The sequence below is a fragment of the Nocardia sp. MDA0666 genome, assembly GCF_003023875.1.
GTDB classification, from domain to species: domain Bacteria; phylum Actinomycetota; class Actinomycetes; order Mycobacteriales; family Mycobacteriaceae; genus Nocardia; species Nocardia aobensis.
Map to the genome: position 1 here is coordinate 189863 of NZ_PYHT01000008.1, position 19758 is coordinate 209620.

Annotated in this window: 22 protein-coding genes and 2 tRNA genes; 10 read left to right on the forward strand and 14 right to left on the reverse strand. The window is 66.7% G+C overall.

Going from position 1 to position 19758, the window contains the following annotated elements; genetic code table 11:
• Positions 1–142 precede the first annotated feature (142 nt).
• Positions 143–844 carry an IclR family transcriptional regulator gene (locus C8258_RS14540; RefSeq protein WP_036503812.1) on the forward strand — a complete coding sequence of 234 codons (702 nt, stop codon included), beginning with the start codon at positions 143–145 and terminating at the stop codon, positions 842–844.
• 55 nt (positions 845–899) lie between these two features.
• Positions 900–1400, forward strand: a complete 501-nt coding sequence (locus tag C8258_RS14545; protein WP_106955614.1) for a pyridoxamine 5'-phosphate oxidase family protein — start codon at positions 900–902, stop codon at positions 1398–1400.
• Between the two features lie 68 nt (positions 1401–1468).
• Here C8258_RS14545 and C8258_RS14550 read toward each other — a convergent pair.
• The 4 genes from C8258_RS14550 to C8258_RS14565 all read right to left on the reverse strand — a co-directional run bounded on the left by C8258_RS14550 (position 1469) and on the right by C8258_RS14565 (position 4198).
• Positions 1469–1541, reverse strand: a tRNA-Glu gene (locus C8258_RS14550).
• A gap of 139 nt (positions 1542–1680) precedes the next feature.
• Positions 1681–1752, reverse strand: a tRNA-Gln gene (locus tag C8258_RS14555).
• A 200-nt stretch (positions 1753–1952) separates the two neighbouring features.
• The gene (gene gltX, locus C8258_RS14560) at positions 1953–3410 is read right to left on the reverse strand and encodes a glutamate--tRNA ligase (protein WP_106955615.1); all 1458 of its coding nucleotides are present in this window, start codon (positions 3408–3410) and stop codon (positions 1953–1955) included.
• Between the two features lie 14 nt (positions 3411–3424).
• Positions 3425–4198 (reverse strand): fumarylacetoacetate hydrolase family protein, encoded by a 774-nt coding sequence (locus C8258_RS14565; protein ID WP_036503906.1) that lies wholly within the window; start codon positions 4196–4198, stop codon positions 3425–3427.
• Between the two features lie 165 nt (positions 4199–4363).
• Here C8258_RS14565 and C8258_RS14570 point away from each other — a divergent pair, with 165 nt between their 5' ends.
• On the forward strand, positions 4364–5539 hold the full coding sequence (locus tag C8258_RS14570) for an MFS transporter (RefSeq protein ID WP_106955616.1): 1176 nt from the start codon (positions 4364–4366) through the stop codon (positions 5537–5539).
• 161 nt (positions 5540–5700) lie between these two features.
• On the opposite strand, the gene C8258_RS14575 is transcribed toward C8258_RS14570, so the two are convergent.
• From C8258_RS14575 to C8258_RS14610, 8 genes are all read right to left on the reverse strand, one after another.
• Positions 5701–6303 (reverse strand): Uma2 family endonuclease, encoded by a 603-nt coding sequence (locus C8258_RS14575; RefSeq protein ID WP_106955617.1) that lies wholly within the window; start codon positions 6301–6303, stop codon positions 5701–5703.
• 255 nt (positions 6304–6558) lie between these two features.
• The gene (locus C8258_RS14580) at positions 6559–7566 is read right to left on the reverse strand and encodes a 3-isopropylmalate dehydrogenase (protein ID WP_036503821.1); all 1008 of its coding nucleotides are present in this window, start codon (positions 7564–7566) and stop codon (positions 6559–6561) included.
• A gap of 452 nt (positions 7567–8018) precedes the next feature.
• The gene (serA, locus tag C8258_RS14585; RefSeq protein WP_106955618.1) at positions 8019–9617 is read right to left on the reverse strand and encodes a phosphoglycerate dehydrogenase; all 1599 of its coding nucleotides are present in this window, start codon (positions 9615–9617) and stop codon (positions 8019–8021) included.
• Between the two features lie 235 nt (positions 9618–9852).
• Complete coding sequence (locus C8258_RS14590) at positions 9853–10056, reverse strand: cold-shock protein (protein ID WP_025351824.1); 204 nt, start codon at positions 10054–10056, stop codon at positions 9853–9855.
• Between the two features lie 545 nt (positions 10057–10601).
• The gene (locus C8258_RS14595; RefSeq protein WP_106955619.1) at positions 10602–10838 is read right to left on the reverse strand and encodes a cold shock domain-containing protein; all 237 of its coding nucleotides are present in this window, start codon (positions 10836–10838) and stop codon (positions 10602–10604) included.
• 97 nt (positions 10839–10935) lie between these two features.
• Positions 10936–11754: an ATP-binding cassette domain-containing protein gene (locus C8258_RS14600; protein ID WP_106955620.1), complete on the reverse strand. Its 819-nt coding sequence runs from the start codon at positions 11752–11754 to the stop codon at positions 10936–10938.
• Positions 11751–12800: an ABC transporter permease gene (locus tag C8258_RS14605; protein ID WP_106955621.1), complete on the reverse strand. Its 1050-nt coding sequence runs from the start codon at positions 12798–12800 to the stop codon at positions 11751–11753. Before C8258_RS14605 ends, C8258_RS14600 begins: the two co-directional genes overlap by 4 nt.
• Positions 12801–12813: 13 nt before the next feature.
• Entirely contained in the window at positions 12814–13845 is a 1032-nt protein-coding gene (locus C8258_RS14610) for a sugar ABC transporter substrate-binding protein (RefSeq protein WP_106955622.1), read from the reverse strand.
• Positions 13846–13994: 149 nt separating this feature from the next.
• On the opposite strand from C8258_RS14610, the gene C8258_RS14615 reads away from it, so the two are divergent.
• The 6 genes from C8258_RS14615 (at position 13995) to C8258_RS32890 (ending at position 17183) form a co-directional block, all read left to right on the forward strand.
• Positions 13995–14486, forward strand: coding sequence for a MarR family winged helix-turn-helix transcriptional regulator (locus tag C8258_RS14615; protein ID WP_106955692.1), 492 nt, complete (start codon positions 13995–13997; stop codon positions 14484–14486).
• Positions 14487–14580: 94 nt separating this feature from the next.
• Positions 14581–15141 (forward strand): carboxymuconolactone decarboxylase family protein, encoded by a 561-nt coding sequence (locus tag C8258_RS14620; protein ID WP_106955623.1) that lies wholly within the window; start codon positions 14581–14583, stop codon positions 15139–15141.
• 80 nt (positions 15142–15221) lie between these two features.
• Complete coding sequence (locus tag C8258_RS14625; RefSeq protein ID WP_106955624.1) at positions 15222–15869, forward strand: dihydrofolate reductase family protein; 648 nt, start codon at positions 15222–15224, stop codon at positions 15867–15869.
• A 53-nt stretch (positions 15870–15922) separates the two neighbouring features.
• Entirely contained in the window at positions 15923–16339 is a 417-nt protein-coding gene (locus C8258_RS14630; RefSeq protein WP_106955625.1) for a PPOX class F420-dependent oxidoreductase, read from the forward strand.
• Positions 16340–16430: 91 nt separating this feature from the next.
• The gene (locus C8258_RS14635) at positions 16431–16697 is read left to right on the forward strand and encodes a hypothetical protein (protein ID WP_106955626.1); all 267 of its coding nucleotides are present in this window, start codon (positions 16431–16433) and stop codon (positions 16695–16697) included.
• A gap of 138 nt (positions 16698–16835) precedes the next feature.
• Entirely contained in the window at positions 16836–17183 is a 348-nt protein-coding gene (locus C8258_RS32890; protein WP_199195704.1) for a hypothetical protein, read from the forward strand.
• Positions 17184–17234: 51 nt separating this feature from the next.
• On the opposite strand, the gene C8258_RS14645 is transcribed toward C8258_RS32890, so the two are convergent.
• Positions 17235–18002: a TetR/AcrR family transcriptional regulator gene (locus C8258_RS14645; RefSeq protein ID WP_106955627.1), complete on the reverse strand. Its 768-nt coding sequence runs from the start codon at positions 18000–18002 to the stop codon at positions 17235–17237.
• A gap of 164 nt (positions 18003–18166) precedes the next feature.
• Between C8258_RS14645 and C8258_RS14650 the strand changes: the two genes are divergently transcribed.
• Complete coding sequence (locus C8258_RS14650) at positions 18167–18787, forward strand: hypothetical protein (RefSeq protein WP_106955628.1); 621 nt, start codon at positions 18167–18169, stop codon at positions 18785–18787.
• A gap of 57 nt (positions 18788–18844) precedes the next feature.
• Here C8258_RS14650 and C8258_RS14655 read toward each other — a convergent pair whose 3' ends face one another.
• A complete protein-coding gene (locus C8258_RS14655) occupies positions 18845–19744 on the reverse strand; it encodes a LysR family transcriptional regulator ArgP (RefSeq protein WP_106955629.1) in 900 nt (299 codons plus the stop codon).
• Positions 19745–19758: the final 14 nt, after the last annotated feature.

Genomic DNA, 19758 nt, shown 5'->3' on the forward strand with positions numbered 1-19758 from the left:
GCTCCCTCGCTCCGTCGGTCCAAAATCGAGGCGGGCCGCGAACTCGCAGGTGAACCTCTTGTCAGAGGTCCACCGGAGGCGCGTACTCGCACTGTCCGATCAGACTTGCCAATCTCACTATGCGAGACGCTAATATCGTTCTATGAGACAGCATAGCGGCATCGGGGTGCTCGACAAAGCCATGGCCGTGCTTTACGCCGTGGCCGAACAACCGTGTGGGCTCAACGAGCTGTGCACCCGCACCGGACTGCCCCGGGCCACCGCGCATCGGCTGGCCGTGGGGCTGGAGACCCATCGCATGCTGGCCCGCGACGCCGCCGGGTCGTGGCGGCCCGGCCCCGCGCTGTCGGAGCTGGCCACCACCGCCGAGGACCCGCTGCTCGACGCCGCCGCCGTCATCCTGCCCCGGCTGCGCGAGATCACCGGCGAGAGCGTGCAGCTCTACCGGCTCGACGGGCACTCCCGCATCTGCGTGGCCGCTCTCGAACCCACCTCCGGCCTGCGCGACACGGTTCCGGTCGGCGCCCGCCTGCCGCTGACCGCCGGATCGGCCGCGAAGGTCCTGCTGGCCTGGGCCGACCCGGAACTGCAGCGCGGTGTCCTGGCCGACGCGATCTTCGGCGAGCGCGCCCTGGCGGAGGTCCGCCGTCGCGGCTGGGCGCAGAGCGCCGCCGAACGGTCCGCGGGTGTGGCCAGTGTCTCCGCACCGGTCCGCGACGGCTCGTCCCAGGTGATCGCCGCGGTCTCGGTATCCGGCCCGATCGATCGCATGGGCCGGCGCCCGGGTGCGCGCTGGGCCGCCGACCTCGTGGCCGCCGCCGACGCCCTGCACAAGCGACTCTGATCACCCCGCTCCCGAGCTGTGATGCCGGCCATACGCCGTAAAGTATCGTGACCGCATGGGAGTGAACCAACGCGCACAGATCGTGATGTCCGAGACGGAGATCACCGAATTTCTGGAACGCAGCCGCATCATGACGCTGGCGAGCCTGGGCAAGAACGGAACGCCGCATCTCACGGCGATGTGGTACGGCCTGGTCGACGGTGAGATCTGGTTCGAGACCAAGGGCAAGTCCCAGAAGGCGGTGAATCTGCGGCGCGATCCGCGCGTCACCGTCCTGGTCGAGGCGGGCGATACCTACGACCAGTTGCGCGGGGTGTCGATCGAGGGCCGCGCGGAGATCGTGGAGGACCCGGAGGCGCTGTTCAAGGTCGGCGTCAGCGTCTGGGAGCGCTACACCGGCCCCTACACCGAGGAATTGCGCCCGATGGTGGAGGCGATGCTGAACAAGCGCGTCGCGATCCGCGTGGTGCCCGAACGCGTGCGCAGCTGGGATCACCGGAAGCTCGGTATGCCCGCGATGCCGGCGGGTGGATCCACCTGGCCGGTGCAGGACTGACCGCACGCCGGCAAGAGACCTCGGAAACGAGAAAAGCCCTCCAGCTCGCGCTGGAGGGCTTTCGAATGTAGCCCCGACGGGATTTGAACCCGCGCTACCGCCTTGAGAGGGCGGCGTCCTAGGCCGCTAGACGACGGGGCCAGAGGACTTCCCCGAGGGGAGATCTCCGTGGATCTTTCGATCGAGGAGGCTCGGCAAGCTTAACCGGCCGAGACCCGGCGACCAAATCGCCGGGGATGCTGTTCCGACTCGACCGAACGAAGCGAATCAACATTCTCCGCTGGGGTACCAGGACTCGAACCTAGAATGGCTGAACCAGAATCAGCTGTGTTGCCAATTACACCATACCCCAATGACCTGGGCTTTCAGCCTCTCCCCTGTCGGTTCGAGGCCCTCGTTCCGGGCCGAGAAGAAGAGTACCAAACCCCTCCCCGATATATACAAATCGTCTGGTCAGAGCCACTTTTCGGCGCCGGTTCGGCCCCGCCGGGCGGTCACGAAGCCGCGACCACCCGGCGCGGCGACCGATTCAAGCAGCACCCGGCGCGGTTACTACGCCAGCGCGGCCCGCAGCCGCTGCATGGTCACCTCGCGGCCGAGCAACTCCAGCGATTCGTACAGCGGCGGGCTGATGTGCGATCCGGTGACCGCCACCCGTACCGGACCGAAGGCCTTACGCGGTTTGAGCCCCAGATCGTCCACCAGAGCCTTTTTCAGCGCCTCCTCGAGCACGGGTGGCGTCCATTCGGAAACACCGTCCAGCGCCGCGACGGCGGCCTGCACCACCGGCACCGCGTCGGGGCCCAGATTCTTTTGCGCCGCGGCCTCGTCGACAGCAAACTCCTCGGCGGGCACGAACAGAAACTTCAATAGATCCCACGCATCACCGAGAACCACGATCCGGGTCTGCACCAACTCCGCCGCCGCGGCGAAAACTCCGTCGTCCACTTCGGCGCCGATGTGGCCCTGTGCGGTGAGGAACTCCCGCAACCTGCGGGCGAAATCCCCGGTATCCAGCAAACGAATGTGTTCGGCGTTGATCGCATCCGCCTTCTTCTGGTCGAAGCGCGCCGGATTCGAATTTACTTTCGATATCTCGAACGCATCGACCATCTCCGCCATCGAGAAGACATCGCGGTCCTCGGTGAGGCTCCATCCGAGCAAAGCCAGGTAATTCAGCAAACCTTCAGGAATGAATCCGCGATCCCGATGCGCGAAGAGATTCGACTCCGGATCACGTTTGGACAACTTCTTGTTGCCCTGGCCCATCACGAAGGGCAGATGGCCGAACTCCGGGGTGAACTCCGCCACCCCGATCCGCTGCAATGCGGCATACAACGCAAGCTGGCGCGGGGTGGAGGAAAGCAGATCTTCCCCGCGCAACACGTGTGTGATTTTCATCAGTGCGTCGTCGACCGGATTCACCAGCGTATAGAGCGGATCTCCGGTGCCGCGGGTGAGCGCGAAATCGGGCACCGTCCCGGCCTTGGCAGTGATCTCCCCGCGAACCAGATCGTTCCACACCAGATCGGTAGCGGGCATCCGCAGCCGCACCACCGCCGGGCGGCCCTCGGCCTTGTAGGCGGCGATCTGCTCGGGGGTCAGATCGCGGTCGAAGTTGTCGTAGCCGAGCTTCGGATCGCGTCCGGCGGCGCGGTGACGGGCCTCGACTTCGTCTGGGGTGGAGAAGGATTCATAGGCCTCACCGGCGGCCAGCAACCTCTGGACGACATCGAGATGAAGCTCACGCCGCTGCGACTGACGGTAGGGACCGTAGGGCCCGCCGACCTCCGGCCCCTCGTCCCACGTCAGTCCGAGCCACCGCAACGCGTCCAGAATCGCGTGGTACGACTCCTCGGAATCGCGTGCGGCATCGGTATCTTCGATACGGAAGACGAAGGTGCCGCCGTGGTGGCGAGCGAACGCCCAGTTGAACAACGCGGTGCGGATCAGGCCGACATGCGGTGTGCCGGTGGGTGACGGGCAGAATCGGACCCGTACGTCAGTCATATTCCTTCTCTCGATCAACGTTTGGCGGCAACAGGATTGGTAAGGGTACCGATGCCCTGAACCGTCACGGATACGGTTTGCCCATCCGTCATCGGTCCTACACCTTCCGGCGTTCCGGTGAGAATGACATCACCGGGCAGCAATGTCATCACCCTGGTGACCCATTCGATCACCTTCGGAATGTCGTGCAGCAGAAGTGAAGTCCGGCTGCGCTGGCGCACCTCTCCGTCGAGTTCGGTGGTGATCTCGAGATCGCCCGGATCGAGTTCGGTTTCGATCCAGGGTCCCAGCGGGCAGAAGGTGTCGTAGCCCTTGGCGCGCGTCCACTGCCCGTCGTGGCGCTGCTGGTCACGCGCGGTGACATCGTTGGCGACGGTGTAGCCGAGGATGACGTCGGCGGCCCGGGCGGCCGGCACGTCCTTGCACGGGCGGCCGATCACCACCGCCAGCTCGCCCTCGTATTCGACCTGAGAGGAATTGGGCGGCAAGAGGATCGGCAGGTTCGGTCCGACGATGGCGGTGTTGGGCTTGAGGAAGATCACGGGATCCTCCGGCGCCGGGCCACCCATCTCCGCGGCGTGCGCGGCGTAGTTCTTTCCGACGCACACCACCTTGCTGGCCAGAATGGGAGCCAGCAGTCGCACATCGGCCAGCGGCCAGGTACGGCCGGTGAATGTCGGGGTACCGAACGGATGCTCGGCGATTTCACGAGCGATCTCGTCGGAACCGTCGGTTTCGATACTCACGAACGCGACCCCATCGGGGCTGGCAACACGACCTAGACGCATGGCGAAGAGTCTATCCACCTGCCCGAACACGGCCGACCACCCGGTCTGCGACGGGCAGATGTGACGAATTTCGAGTTGCCTACCGGGCACATCCTGGGTGTACGGTAAGGGCCGGTTCACAGAGTAAGACACTTATCCCAAAATATGAGATTCGAGGTGAGGGCGATGACCACCGTGACAGATGTGCGCACGACCCGGCGGTGGACCATGCTCGCCCTCGGAGTCTTCGCCCAGAGCTCGAGCGCAGTCATCGTGCACGGCACCCCGTTCTTGTTACCGGCGCTGACCGATCGCGGAATGCCCTTGGCCACAGCGGGTCTGCTGGTCGCGATGCCGACGGTCGGCCTGGTGTGCACGCTGATCGCCTGGGGGTACATCGTCGACCGAGTAGGTGAGCGCTCGGTTCTGGTCGCCGGTCCGGTCGTGATGTGTGTGGCAGGTGTGGCTGCTGCGACGGTGACCAATTACGGCGCGCTGGGTGTGCTGCTCTTTCTGGCCGGTATGGGCGCTGCCAGCACCAACGGCGCGAGCGGACGGGTGATCGTCGGCTGGTTCCCGGTCGATCAGCGCGGGCTGGCGATGGGTATCCGGCAGACCGCACAGCCGCTGGGTGTCGCGATCGCGGCGATGTCGATACCGGCTGTCGCTGCGGCACACGGGTTTTCCACGGCGATTCTGGTTCCGGCGGCGATGGCGGGCGTCGCGGCGATCGGCTGTCTGATCGGAATCGTCGACCCGCCCCGGCCGGCGAGCAACGGCGAGCATCCCGACAACCCGTATCGGGGCGATTCCACGCTGTGGCGCATCCACGCGGTGTCGGTGCTGCTGGTGATCCCGCAGGCCACTCTGTGGACGTTCGCGCTGCTCTGGCTGCATCGCGACGCCGGGTTGTCGCTACCGGTGGCCGGGGCGATCGTCACCGCGACCCAGATCCTGGGCGCCGCCGGGCGCATCGGCGCCGGTGTCTGGTCCGACCGCGTCGGCAGCCGCCTGCGTCCGTTGCACACCGTGGCGATCGCGGCCGTGGTCTCGATGGCGGCCCTGGCCGGTGCGGCCTGGTTGCACTGGTGGTGGGCGGCGATCCCGATCCTGTTCGCCGCGTCGGTGATCACCGTGGCGGACAACGGCCTGGCCTTCACCGCCGTCGCCGAGATCGCCGGTCCGTACTGGAGCGGTCGCGGCCTGGGCATCCAGAACACCGGCCAGAACCTGGCATCCGCCGCTGTCGCACCGATTTTCGGCGCCCTCATCACCGCCGCCGGTTTCCCGGCGACCTATCTGGTCGCCGCGATCATCGCCGCGGCCGCCGTCCCCATGGTGCCGATCGCCCGCAACCGCTGACCCCCGGTTTCCCACGGCCGCACCCCGTTCCGTCACAGTACGGAGCGCGACCGTGGGGAAACCCTACGCCGCCAACGTTTTTCGAGGTTGTACCTACAACCTTCGTTGGGCGGTCATTGCTTGGGATGACGCCGGAAAGGCCTTGATGCGGATTGCCCTGATCAGAACTCGATCAGCGCCGCGGGATCGAACTCGACCCGAAACACCTTGTCTGCCTCGATATCCGCGCTGAACCGGCTTCCCTCGCCGACCGTCGGCTCCCATTGGTAGCCGTCGTCGCCGAGTACGGAGCGATGGATTCGGATATGCGGCTGATGTTCGATGATCCAATACTGTGGGATCCCGAGTGCCGCATACTCGCGGACTTTGCGCACCCGATCGGTGCGCTCACTACCGCTGCCGGGCGACACGACTTCGGCGGCGAGCAGCAACTCCGTGCCAGGAATCAGTTTCGGGGTTTCGTCCATGATCGCCGCGCGCGCCACATCGCGCGGAATGACGAACACGGCCGGCTTTCGCACGCCACTGGGGGTGCTGATCTCCCACTCCCCACCGTCACACACGAAGACATCCGCTTCGCCGAGACTACTGCGCAGCACTCCGGCCAGCTTCCAGCTGATGTAGTTGTGCCGAGCCCCCGCCGCCACCTCGATCAACCACCCGTCCTCGAGTTCCAGCCCTTTGCCGTCTTCCGGTTGTTCGTGCAAGTCGAGCACGGTGTACGGACCGAATCCGACGGCACCGGTGATGTGCTCCGCCGTCATACCGCCTCCAGGTCTTTGCACACGTCGATGGCCTGCATCAGTTGCGCTCAATGCTAGCCGCTGGCGATCGATGCCAACCAGCACCGCGATCTCCTGGCCACGGAGGACCGGGTCGTGCCTGGCCGCTCTGCGGCAACGACAACTGCGCGTGTGTCGAACTCATGACACCCATCCGAAAGCACCGCGTCGGAGCCGCACAGACGACAATCCCCCTGTCGCGCAATACGTTTCGCGACAGGGGGATCGACTGGAAACTCAGATGGACGCGGCGATCCGGTCGCCGATTTCGACCGTGGAGGCGGTGCCGGTGCGGGCGGCGAGGTCCTTGGCTACCGCGGCTTCGATGCGGGCGGCTTCCTCGGACCGGCCGAGGTGGTTCAGCAACAGCGAGACCGAGAGGATGGCGGCGGTCGGGTCGGCCTTGGACTGGCCGGCGATATCGGGGGCGCTGCCGTGGACCGGTTCGAACATGCTCGGGTTGGTGCCGGAGGCGTCGATGTTGCCCGAGGCGGCCAGGCCGATACCACCGGACACGGCCGCGGCGAGGTCGGTGATGATGTCGCCGAACAGGTTGTCGGTGACGATCACGTCGAAGCGGCCCGGGTCGTTGACCATGTGGATGGTCGCGGCGTCGATGTGCTGGTAGGCGACCTCGACCTCGGGGTATTCCGCGCCGACCTCGGTGACGGTGCGCTGCCACAGCGAACCGGCGAAGCTCAGCACATTGGTCTTGTGGACCAGCGTGAGGTGCTTGCGGCGCTGCTGGGCCTTGTCGAAGGCGTAACGCACCACGCGCTCGATGCCGAATCGGGTGTTGGTGGAGACCTCGGTGGCCACCTCGTGCGGGGTGTTCACGCGGATCGCGCCACCGGTACCGGTGTAGGGGCCCTCGGTGCCCTCACGCACGACGACGAAGTCGATTTCCGGATCACCGGACAGCGGGCTGGTGACGCCCGGGTACAGCTTCGACGGACGCAGGTTCACGTGGTGGTCGAGCGCGAAGCGGGTGTGCAGCAGCAGACCGCGTTCGAGCAGGCCGCTGGGGACCGACGGATCGCCGATCGCGCCCAGCAGGATGGCGTCGTGCTGCTTCAACTCCGGCAGCACCGACTCCGGCAGCACCTCGCCGGTGGCGTGGTAGCGCTTGGCGCCCAGGTCGTATTCGGTCTTCTCGACCCCGGGCACGACCACGTCGAGTACCTTGAGCGCCTCGGCGATGACCTCGGGCCCGATACCGTCACCGGCGATGACAGCCAGCTTCATATGACAACGCTCCGTTCGTTCCTGCTCGCGGCTCGCAACACGTATGCGGCCGAATCAGCCAAGGGCGGTCGATCGGCGGCGTAACGCCCGGCCGGATCGCCGACACCGCCACACTATCGGGCCCCCGGATCACCCCGATAACCAGGGCAAGCCGCTCCCAATGAGTGAGATCGGGGACGGGTCTGCGGCCTCGGCCTTGGTGCCGCGAGCCCTACGAAACAGCCTCGATTCTTCCGAACTGCCGCGTACGTACACCGCCGATGCGAGCGCGGGACAACGGCGTCCGATGTCGCCGCTGCCTCCGACGCCCCTGCTCGCTCCGAGTCCCCCGGTACGCAACGGGTCGCCTCCCGACAACGCACAATGCGCGCGAATCCTGCTCCGCACCATGGCGGTTGAATTCACGCGCACTGTAACGTACTGCGGCCGAGCTGATTCCGGCCCGGAACAGCTCAGCTCAGGTCGACCTGAACGACCTTCGCGGCGCCCACGGCCTCGGCGATCGAGGACTGCACGTCGGCCGGGACGGACTCCTCGACGCGCAGGATGACGGTCGCGCCTTCCTTGTCGATGTCCTGGCTCAGCTGAGCGGCCTTGATGTCGATGGCCGCCTCGCCCAGCTTGGTGCCGATCTTGCCCAGGGCGCCCGGGCGGTCGTCGTAGTTGAGGATCGCCAGGTTGAGGCCCTCGGCGCGCATGTCGTAGTTGCGGCCGTTGATGTTGACGATCTTCTCGACCTGAGCGGGTTCGGTCAGGGTACCGGCGACGTTCAGGGTGCGGCCGTCGCCGAAGACGGCGCGCAGGTCGACCAGGCTGCGGTGGGTCGGGCTCTCGCTGTGGGTGGTGACGGAGGCCTCGAGACCCCGCTCCTCGGCCAGCGACGGGGCGTTGACGAAGGTGACCGCGTCCTCGACGTGCGCGGAGAACACGCCACGCAGCGCCGAGAGTTCCAGCACCGCAACCTCTTCCGAGGACAACTCGCCGCGCACCTGGAGTTCGAGCGAGACCGGCAGCTCGTCGGCGAGGGCGCCCAGCAGCACACCCTGCTTGCGGACGATGTCCAGCCAGGGCGCGACGATTTCGCTCACCGCACCACCGGCGACGTTCACCGCACCGGGCACGAACTCGCCGGCGAGGGCGAGCTGCACCGACTTGGCGACATCGGTGCCGGCGCGGTCCTGCGCCTCGGCGGTGGAAGCGCCCAGGTGCGGGGTCACGACGACCTGCGGCAGCTCGAAGAGCGGGCTGTCGGTGGACGGCTCGGTCTCGAACACGTCGATGCCGGCGGCGCGCACATGGCCGGAGGTGATGGCGTCGGCCAGGGCCTGCTCGTCGATCAGACCGCCGCGGGCGGCGTTGACGATGATGACGCCCTTCTTGGTCTTGGCCAGGGTCTCCTTGTTCAGCATGCCCTTGGTCTCGGGAGTCTTGGGCAGGTGAATGGAGATGAAATCGGCTCGCTCGAGCACCTCGTCCAGGCTCAGCAGCTCGATGCCCAGCTGGGCGGCGCGAGCCGGGGAGGTGTAGGGGTCGTAGGCGATGACCTTGGTCTCGAAGGCGGCGAGGCGCTGCGCGAACAGCTGGCCGATACGGCCCAGGCCGATGACGCCGACGGTCTTGCCGAAGATCTCGACACCGTTGAACTTGCTGCGCTGCCAGGTGTGCTCGCGCAGGGTGGCGTCGGCGGCCGGGATCTGGCGGGCGGCCGAGAGCAGCAGGGTGACGGCATGCTCGGCCGCGGTGTGGATGTTGGAGGTCGGCGCGTTGACGACCATGACACCGCGCTCGGTGGCCGCGGGCACGTCGACGTTGTCGAGGCCGACGCCGGCGCGGGCGACGATCTTGAGGTTCTTACCGGCCTCGAGCACCTCGGCGTCGACGGTGGTGGCCGAGCGGACCAGCAGCGCGTCGGCCTCGGGCACGGCGGCCAGCAGCTCGGGTCGATTGGGGCCGTCGACCCAGCGAACCTCGACACCGTCACCGAGCGCATCGACGGTCGACTGGGCGAGCTTGTCGGCGATCAGAACAACAGGACGGCCATTTTGGCTCACTGTGGGGCACTCCTGGGGAAAGAGGTCGGCATTTACCGCGGACCAGCTTAATGGTCGCGCTTCGGCGCCGGTGTACCGCCCGGTAGGCAGGCGCCCTCACACCGCGGCCGAGTCTCGGCCGCACCGCATGCGGGCCCGGACGCGGAAGGGCCCCGCATCTCGAAAGATGCGGGGCCCCACTGTAAGTCGCGGACAGTTCACGCTACGTAAAGTGGCGCGCAGTCAGCGGACTCGATCAGATAACGCTGACGTTCTGAGCCTGCGGGCCCTTCTGGCCCTGCCCGATCTCGAACTCCACGCGCTGCCCCTCGTCGAGGGACCGGAATCCACTACCGCTCACAGCCGAGTAGTGCACGAACACATCGGGACCACCGTCGTCCTGAGCGATGAACCCGAAGCCCTTCTCGCTGTTGAACCACTTCACTACGCCTTGCGCCATTTCATACCTTCTGTAGACGAGCCGGGCCGACCAACTTCACGGTCGGCCCGTTCTCGATGTTCAAGCCTGCCATGGACAGCGCCCTCGCGCCACCACAGCGGTCCTCCCGCGGGCTGGAAACCGCGCACGAACCGAAAAACTCGCTTTTCGAGCGGTGCCGCCGTGATTGTCCCGTGATAGCTCGGACCACGCCGCTCGTCGCGCCGCCACGGACGCCCGGAATCATGCGAGCGGGCCGATCGGCCATAGAAATGGGTCGACCCCGGACACTGCGGTCCGGGGTCGACCCGAGGTCGCGTCGAGCGACCGAAATCAGTGATCAGCCACCGAAAGAGCCGGTCCACAGGGTGTTGACCAGGCCGTGGAAGGCCGCACCCAGGGTGTCGAACAGGCCGTTCACAGCAGCACTACCGGTGTCGATGATAACGGGGATCATAAATACCTCTTCGTTGTTTCAATTCAGTCGTACAAACTGACGATCAACATATCGAGGGCCCAGAAAGGCGCGTTAACCCGATTTGGGGAAAAGTGATCTGCCTGACAGGTCACAGTTCGTGTGGGTCGGGCCACAGTCGGCGCATCGGCTCGATTCGGACGCCCTTGGCTTCCGGCCCCGCCTTGGTATGGCGTACGTCGAACTCGACCCGCTGGCCCTGGACCAATCGCCGGAAACCGTCGCCGTGAACCTCGGTGTATTCGACGAAAACGTCGTCTCCGCCACTATCCGGGATTATGAAACCGAAGCCTTTCTCACTGTCGAACCACTTCACCGTGCCGTTCAACTACGCTTCTCACTCACTTCTCGACGTCGGGGCAGGCAGAGGGTAACCGGAGCCCCACCGCCAGTCCAGCGCTGACGGCCGTCCCATGCGGCGGAGTTCATTGGGGCGGCGTGCGACGCAATTCATGTTGCAGCGCTTCCAGTTCCGCGCCGCCGGCCATCTGCCGAGTGAGCTCGGGCAGATCGATCTGCGACTTGTCGTAGCCGCCGAGTGCGCGGCCCCGCCGCAGCAGCAGGAATCGGTCGCCGACGGGGTAGGCGTGATGCGGATTGTGCGTGATCAGCACGACTCCGAGACCGCGATCCCGGGCCTGCGCGACGTAGCGCAGCACCACGCCGGACTGTTTGACGCCGAGCGCTGCGGTCGGTTCGTCGAGAATGAGAACCTTCGCGCCGTAATGGACCGCGCGGGCGATCGCGACACATTGGCGCTGACCACCCGACAGCGTGCCTACGGGCTGTTCCAGATCGCGGATCTCGATTTCCATGTCCGACAACGCCGTCCGAGTGATGTCGCGCGCGGTCGCACGGTCCAGCAGGCGCAAGGGTCCGGCGCCCCTGGTCGGTTCCGAGCCGAGGACGAAATTGCGCCACACACTCATCAGCGGCACGACCGCCAGATCCTGGTAGACGGTGGCGATACCGCGGTCCAATGCCTCGCGTGGCGAGGAGAACCGGGTCGGTTCACCGTCGACGCGCAGTTCACCGGCATCGTGGCGGTGAACGCCGGCGAGAATCTTGATCAGCGTCGACTTCCCGGCGCCGTTGTCGCCGAGCACGCAGGTGACCTCCCCCGCTCGGACGACCATCGAGATGTCGGCCAGGGCGACGACGCCGCCGTAACTCTTCCCGATACCGACCGTCTCGATCAGCGTCGCGGAGGCCAGCTGTTCGGTATCGCTGTGTCGAGTGGTCATCGGCGCAACCTCTCCGCGCGCTTGGCGAACGCGTTGTTGACCAGTACCGCGGCCAGCAGCAGCACACCGAGGAACAGCATGAACCAGTCGCTGTCCCAGCGTGCGAACACGATGCCCTGCCGGGCCATACCGAAGATCAGCGCGCCGATGGCCGCGCCCAGCACCGATCCGAATCCGCCGGTGAGCAGGCAACCGCCGACGACCGCGGCGATGATGTACTGAAATTCCAGTCCCACTCCCTGGTTCGCCTGCACGCTCGCGAACCGCAGCAGATTGCAGGAGCCGACGATCCAGCCCGCGAGGGCGGTGCCCATGAACAGCAGGATCTTGGTGCGTGCCGCCGGTACGCCGACGGCACGAGCACTGGGCAGCGAACCGCCGACCGCGTAGATCCAGTTGCCGAAGCGGGTGCGCACCAGCACGAGCGTCGCCACCGCGGTGACCGCGATCCACCACAGCACCGAGGCCTGGATGCGGGCGTCACCGAGATTCGTCGTCGCCGCGAAAACCCAACCGGCCGAGGCATATCCGGGCGCCGACCGGATACCCGACACCTGCACGGTCCCCGTCACCAGCCGTGTGACGCCGAGATCGAGACCTTGCAGAGCCAGGAATGTGCCCAGCGTGACGATGAAGCTGGGCAGGCCCGTCCGCATGACCAGCCAGCCGTTCAGCGCGCCGACCGAGAGGGCGAACAGCAGCGAGACGCCCAGCGCGAACCACACGTTCCATCCGGCGTGCACCGCGAGCATGGCGGTCACCAACGCCGTCGACGCGGTCATCACGCCCGCGGACAGGTCGAATTCGCCGCCGATCATCAGCAGTGCCACCGCGACGGCCATGATGCCGAGTGTCGAGGCGTCGTCGAGCCAGGTGGCCACCCCGAGTGGACTGAGGAACTGGTCGGTGATCACGGCGAAGAAGACGAAAACCACCAGCGCGCCCAGACCGGCGCCGATCTCGGGCCGGACGATCAGCCGGTTCAGGAGTGACGGCCCGATCGCGGCGGGTGCGGTGGACTCGGAAACCGTTGCGGTATCGGTCATGACAGCCCCCTGCTCAGCGCGTGCCCTGCGCCACCAGGGCGGCGATGGCGTCGACGTTGTTCTTGTCCACGAAGGCCGGCCCGGTCTGCACCGGCATCCCGCCACCGACCGTGTTGAGATTGCGCCGGTACAGCTGCAGCATCACCACCGGCAGATATCCCTGTTCGTACTGCTGCTGGTCGACCGCGAACAGCAGGGTCCCGGCCCGAATCGCATCCACCACATCGGGATTGAGGTCGAATGTGGCGACGGCGGCGTGGGAATGGGATTCGCGAACCCCGTCGACCACCCGGGCGGCGATCTGCGAATTGAGGGTCAGCACGGCGTCGATCGAGCGATCGGCCTCCAGGGCTCCCTTGATCCGCGACTGCGCATCGGCCGGATTGTTGATGTCGACCTGCAGCGTGGTGGCGTTGCCACCGAATCCGTCGATCGCGCCGGCGCAGCGGTCGTTGGCGCCGATATTGCCGGCCTCGTGAATGACGCAGAGCATCCTGGTTTTGCCGGCGTCGCGCAGGCGTTTGCCGGCGGCCGTCCCGGCCTGGCGCTCACTCTGCCCAACATGCCCGATCGCGCCGGCGGCCGCGCTGTCGGCTTCACCGGAATTGATCGTGACGACCGGGATCCCCGCCGCGACGGCATGCTCGATGGACGGGCGCAGCGCCTGCGGATTGGCCATCGACACCACGAGTCCATCCACATGCTGTGCGACCGCGTTGTCCACCAACTTGGCCTGCTCCCCCGGGTCGCCCGAGGAGTTGTAGACGACCCGGATTCCCAGATCCTTCCCGGCCGCCTGGGCACCGTTCTTCACCACATTCCAGAACGCGTCGCCCGGACTGCCGTGCGTGACCACCGCGACCGAGCTCAGCGGAGCGGTCGAAACCGTTGCGGGAGCGTGTGATTCGGTGACATCGGCGCCGGGGCCACTGCACGCCGCCAGCATCGCGGTGAGAGCCAGCCACGGCGCGAGCCGATGCACGAGGCCGCCACGACGGCGCGGCGCGGAAGGTTGGTCGGGAATCCGGTGTGGCCGTGTGGTCATCGCGCCTCCGGGCATTCGACAGAACAAGGCGGGCTCGTTTCCGAGCACTCCAGGTGTATTGAACACCACCGGACCCGCCGCGACCGGTGACACGCGCCCACGGGCGACGCCGGGGTATGCGTCTGCGCCGCTGGACTACTCTCGTCAACATGGTTGTCGGAAAGCGCGGGAGGGCCCCGATCGACAGCCCCGGATTCGAGCTGCCGTTGCTGCTGTTCGCGGGGTTCCGCTCGCTCATCGACGAGCTGCACGCCGAACTGGCGCAGCAGGGGCACCCCGACATGCGCCCGGCCCACGGATTCGCGATGCAGGCGATCGGGGTGCAGGGCGCGACGGCCAGCGATATCGGTCGCACGCTGGGCGTATCCAAACAGGCGGCGGGTAAGACGGTCGAGCGGCTGACCGCGCTGGGCTATGCCGAACGCGTCGAGGATCCCGAGGACGCCCGGCGCAAGATCGTCCGCCTGACCCCGCACGGGATCGACGCACTCCGGCAGTCGGCCGAAATCTTCGAGCGGCTGCGACGCCGCTGGGTCGAAGAGCTCGGCGCCCAGCGCGTGCGGGATATGGAGTCCGCGTTGCGCACGATGGTCCCGCCGGAATCGTTCCGGCTCGATGTCGCGGGGTGGTTCGGAGGCTGACCGGCTTCACCCCACCGGTCCCGAGACTTGCCCTATTCGACAACCAGGTTTACTGTTTAGACAACTTGGTTGTCTACCTCGAACGGATCGCCCCATGCATTTCCCCACTCACACCCTCGACTCCGCACCCGCCGAAGCCCGTCGCACGATGACCGCGAGCGCCGCACACCTCGGCTACCTCCCGGCCGCGGTGGCGAAGATGGCGACGTCACCCCGACTGCTCGACGGATTCATGAAACTCAACGCCCTGTTCGAAGGCGGCACACTCGACGAACTGTCGCGCGAAGTACTGGTCATGACGATGGCCACCCGCAACGAATGCCACCTGTGCGTCGCCATGCACACCGCGAAGCTGACCGCGATCGGCGCGAACCCGGAATTGATCGCCGCGCTGCGCGACCAGCGCCGCCTCCCCGACCCCCGCCTCGCCGCGCTCCAGGAGTTCACGCTCACCGTCGTCGAAACCGCCGGCAACGTCCCCGACGAGCGTGCGAGCGATTTCCTGTCCCACGGCTACACCCCCGAACAAGCCCTCGAGGTGGTGCTGGGTATCGGCACCTACACGCTGTCCACACTCGGCAATCGACTCACCGCGGCCCCGTTGGATCCCACCCTGACCGCATTCGCCTGGTCGGCGGCGCAGCGCACGGCGTGACAACTGATTGCAATCGGCAAGCACCACGGTTAGAGTGCTGAGCAATTGCAAACAGCAAGCACTCCGTGAGAGGACCCGCCATGCCCCGTCTCCGCGTCCACAACTTCTCGATCTCGCTGGACGGGTACGTCGCGGGTCCCGACCAAGGTCCCGATCATCCGCTCGGTGTCGGCGGTGAGCGCCTGCACGAATGGGTTTTCGCGACCCGCTTCGGCCGGCGGATGATCGGCCGGGAGGGCGGCAGCACCGGAATCGACGACGAACACCTCGCCGCCGGTGAAGCGAATATCGGCGCGACCATCATGGGCCGCAACATGTTCGGGCCCGTGCGCGGGGAATGGCCCGACGATTCCTGGACCGGCTGGTGGGGACCCAACCCGCCCTACCACCACCCGGTCTTCGTGCTCACCCACCACCCGCGCCCGGCACTGGAGATGGACGGCGGCACCACCTTCCACTTCGTCGACGACACGTCCGAAAACGTTCTGGAACAAGCCTTCTCCGCGGCCGGCGGCAAGGATGTCCGTCTCGGCGGCGGAGCCGCGACCGTCCGCCGCTTCCTCCGCGCGGGCATCGTCGACGACCTCCACCTGGCCCTCGTCCCCACCCTTCTGGGCACCGGCGAACGCCTCTACGACGACCTCGGCGACCTCCCCGGCTACACCGTCTCCCCCGCCCGGCCGGGCGACAATGTCACCCACATTCACCTCACGAAAGTGGCCGACTGACCGGACGGCGCGGCACTTGACCTCAACCGCACTCGAGCTCTTAGCGTGGCGGCATGACTTTCACCGCGGCCGAACACAAATATCTGACTTCCCAATCGCTGGGCCGGCTGGCCACTGTAACGGCGGACGGGCGGCCGCAGTTGGTGCCGGTCGGGTTTCGGGTGAACGAGGACGGCACGATCGATATCGGCGGGCCGAGTCCCAGTGCCCAGCGGTATCGCAATGTGCGTGGTAATCCGAATGTGAGCCTGGTTGTGGACGATATGACGCCGGACGATCCGGCCGAGGTGAAGCCCGGCTGGGGGCGCGGGGTCGAGATCCGCGGCGTCGGCGAGATTCTCGATGTCGATACGCCTCCGGTGGCACCGGACTGGTTCGCGCACACCATTATTCGCATTCACCCGCGGCGGATCCGCAGCTGGCATATCGATCCCGCGAATCCGGACGGCGAGGCGCGGGATGTGAGCTGAACCTCTTCTCAGCCCTGGGCGTATCGCGACCGTGACGTTCGCGCCGAAATCGGCGAGGGTGGCGGGACAAGCGAGTTGAAAGGGGCTGGTCGTGTTCGCGACTGCCGCATCCGTCCGGGTACGCCGAATCCTGGCGAGGACGGCGATAGCCGGACTGATCCTGATCGGGATGGTCACCGCGGCCGCCGGGCAGAGTTCGGCGCAGGCGCCGGCGAGCGAGCCGAGCTCGGTCGGCTGGTACTACCCGGGAATCACACCGTTCGATCCGATGCCGATGGAACTCTGGAATCCGTGGTATCGGCCGTACTACTCCTGGTATAGGCCGGTTTACCCGCCGGGGTGGTTCGGCAGCAGCTGAATCGCTGGACTCAGGGGCAACCCCGAGTTCCCGTCATCCCCGCGGCCGATTCGGCCCTGAACCTCGTGCCACCACCCGTGACGCGGTGTCCGATTTGCGAGAGACTGCGTTCGGTGTAACTGATTGGAAGGATTCACCGTGATTGCCAGAACCGAACATCGCACCAAGCGCACGGCGGCGCGCCTCGCCGTCGCCGGCGCCATCGTCGCAGCGCCGCTTGCCGCGCTTGCCATTCCGGCCCAGGCCGACGTGGTGAGCGCCCCGGCGGCCACCGACATCGCACACCCGGGTCACGGGCACGGCCCGTTCGGCGGCCTCGGCGACTGGGACCGTCGCGGCGACTGGGACCACCACGGCGATTGGGACCGTCGCGGAGACTGGGACCGTCACCGCCACGGCAACGACTGCAACCCGTGGGACCGGCACGGCAACGGCTGGAACGGTTTCCGCCAGGTCGTTCCTCCGGGCTGGTTCGGCAGCAGCTGATCCGGCGCTGTTCGCGGCCCGGCGCCCCCCACGGCGCCGGGCCGCTTGTCGTTACCGGCCGTTTCCGACGTACCCATGGTGCGCGGCTATCGTCGCCGCCACACCGTCGAGGATCAGGTCGAGGCCGAAGGCGAAGTCCGAGTCGGGATCTGCCTCGGCGGGCTCGATCGCGTCGAACAGTCCCGAGGCCAGCAGTGCAGCCATATCCGGCAGCCGCTCTGGATCCACCAGCGCACGCAGATGACGGCTGTAGTCGTGCAGGGCGCCGACGGGGTCGAGATCGGCTGCCGCCATGGCGTGTTCGAGTTGGCGGGCGGTGACGAACGCCTCGCGGACGTATCCGCTGACCACCATGATGGCCCCGACCTTCGCCGGCCAGTCCAGAGAGGTTTCCCGCACTGCGCGCAGCCCCGCGTCCATCCAGGCCACAGTGTTCGGCCCGCTCGGCGGACCGGTGATCGGCAGCTGGGTCAGCCAGGGGCGGGCGCGATGTACGTCGAGTTGTGCGAGTGCCCAGGCGCGCAGCATCGAACGCCATGAACCGCTGGGCAATTCGGGTGGGGCACCCATTCCGGCATCGGACATCAGCCCGAGTAGTTCATCCTTCGATCCGATGTGACGGTAGAGCGACATCGGCGTAACGCCCAGCGCGGCGGCAATTTTCGGCAGTGTGGCGGCGGCGAGACCGTCCCGGTCGGCCAGCTCGACGGCCGTCGCGACCACCCGATCGACATCGAGTGCGGCCGGACGGCCCAGTTTGGCGTCCACCGGCAGCCGCCACAGCCGAGCCAGATGGCCGGGCACCTCCCGATCGGTCATCAGCGCGCATCCCGTCGTCGACAATTCTTCCTTCGGGAGTTTAGTATGGTCGATATAGTATAAGACATATACTTACAATTGTCGCCGATCGGAAGGACGATCCGTGCACACCGAAACCCTCCGCCGCACCGCGGGAATCGCCGCGGTGCGGCGGCGCCGCGCTCATGCTCGTCGAACTGCCGCTCTACTTCGTCTACGAAGGACCGCCCCCGGACTGGAACATCCTGACCCGCGGCCTGATCGGTCTCGTCGGGCTTCTCGGGGCGGTGGTGTTCATGTCGGCCTTCGGTCACCTGGTGAAGGCCGCGGACCGACGCTACGAATGGCTCGGTTCACTGGCCTCGACCGCCGGTTTGATGTGGGCCACAGTCGCTTTCGTCTCCATGGGCCTCGAGATCGGCGCCACGATCCAGGCGCCCGAGCCGATCGATCCCACTGTCACCGTGTCCGGCACCTATGTGCTGTACGGAACGGTCACCCGGCTCCTGACCGCCCTGTTCATGACCACGGCCGCCGTCACGATCCTGCGCACTCGGATTCTGCCCACGTGGGCAGGGCGCTCGGCCGCGGTCCTGGCGGTGGTGAATGTGGCGTTCGCACCGTCGATGTTCTTCGGAAACACTCCGGCGAACTTCTACGCGGCGAACGGATGGGGCACTACCGCAACGGTTTCCGGATTCACGATCATCTGGTTGCTCGCGGCGGGAATCGCGCTGCTCACCTCCGCATCGCCGAGAGCGGTTCCCGGCAGTTCCCGGGCGGTGGCACCACAGTTGATCGACTGACGCCACCGAGACACCCGGAACGGCTCAACATCGACATGCGCTGCGGGAGAGACTTTTTCACTGCCGGAGATAGTCGGCCGCCGCAACACCGATCGTCTGCGCGACGAGCGCGAGGGCCGGTACATCCAACTTCCACTGCTGCCAGTAGAGCGGCACATCGACCCACTGCTCCGGCGCGAAGATCCGCAACGCGCCCTTCCGCAGCAGTGGGTCGGCGTGCGGTTCGGGCACCAGCCCCCATCCGAGCCCGGCGACGATGGTGTCGCGGAACCCTTCCGAGGTGGGCACATAATGGCGGAGCCGGCTCGCACCCGCCCTGCCGGAGGTGACGGTGCGAACGTAGTGATCCTGCAATTCGTCCCGGCGATCGAAAACAATGACCGGAGCGTCGGGAAGCGACCGTTCCAGAGGTCCGGCCGCGAAATGACGCTCGACGAATTCCGGACTCGCGACCGGCAGGTACCGCGCCAGGCCCAGCAGCCGTGCGGTACATCCGGTCACCGGCTCGGCCAGCGACGTCACCGCCGCCATCACCGTGCCCTCACGTAGCAGGGTGGCGGTATGGGATTCGTCCTCGCGATGCAGATCGAAACAGACCGGCGGATCCTGCGGCACCCGTGACAGCGCGGGCAGAAACCAGGTCGCCAGCGAATCGGCGTTGACCGCGATGGACAGCGTGGTGGACTCGGAATCTCCGGCGATCCCCAGCTCTCGTTGCGCCGCCTCCTGCAATGCGGCCAGTTGCCGCGCGAAACGCACCACCGCCCGGCCGGATTCGGTGGGCCGGACGGGTTTCGTGCGCATCAGCAGGACGCGGCCGGTGCGTTGTTCGAGTGCCTTGATGCGCTGACTCACCGCCGAGGGCGTCAGATGCATCGCGGCAGCGGCGGCGTCGAATGTGCCTTCGTCCACGACGGCGAGCAGCGTGCGGACCTGATCAACCGGCAGCTCGGACATCACGGTTGCTAATG